This window comes from Oleiphilus sp. HI0067, from assembly GCF_001635735.1.
Genome location: NZ_LWFI01000570.1, coordinates 1 through 799 on the forward strand (window position 1 = coordinate 1; position 799 = coordinate 799).

Sequence of the window (799 nt, forward strand, 5' to 3'; positions counted from 1 at the left end):
TACAACGTTCGCATCATCTAACTCGTGCAATCGTGCAACGGCTTGGCAAGCCTCTAAAGTTTGACGTGCAGGATATCGCTTAGGTTTTAATTCCGACTCATTAAATGCGGTCCGACCGTATGCAAAAAGTTGCACGCCGCGCTTGTCATACTCTGAGCAAAAGCGCGTGTGATTTGCAGCGCCCTCGTCGCCTAACTGACTCACACTAGGCAAAGCAGCATGATGCGCAAAAAAGCTCTCATTACAAAAGATCGCTTGGAGCATACGACTCGTTGTTTTGTGTTCAATCGCTCGGTGGAGCTTGGCGTTCAAATTAGCCGCCGTGAAATGTACTCGTCCATCACGGCTATCAGCACTTGGAGACACCGTTGCGGCATTCGCCGTCCACATGCATGAGGCAGAATACACCGATCCCAAAATTACAGGAGCTTCTTTGGCTGCACGCGCAAGCACTTGCGCATCGCTACCCGCGAAACCAAGTTGTCGTAACAAATCAATCTCAGGGCGATGGTGAGGCAATAAAATACCTTGCTTCAATCCTTTGTCGGATAAGGCTTTCATTTTCGCCAAGCCTTGCTGAGCTGCCAACTTAGGGTTAGATACATCTTTTAGGCTTTGCTCTGAAGCGATGTTGCCAAACGACAAGCCAGAATAATTATGAGTAGGACCCACAAGCCCATCAAAATTTACTTCATATGCCTTCATTGCTTACCTCTGCTCATCCATTGCGATTTACGTAGTTAAGAACTTATTAAGGTTTCAAAGTCATACCGGGCGATAATGTTGCCGGTACATTTGC

1 protein-coding gene is annotated in these 799 nt (G+C 47.3%); it reads right to left on the bottom strand.

The window, feature by feature from the left end:
* The coding region (locus A3739_RS06635) for an N-succinylarginine dihydrolase (protein WP_197472130.1) at positions 1 to 705 on the bottom strand (705 nt) is incomplete at its 3' end.
* Between the last annotated feature and the right edge of the window lie 94 nt (positions 706 to 799).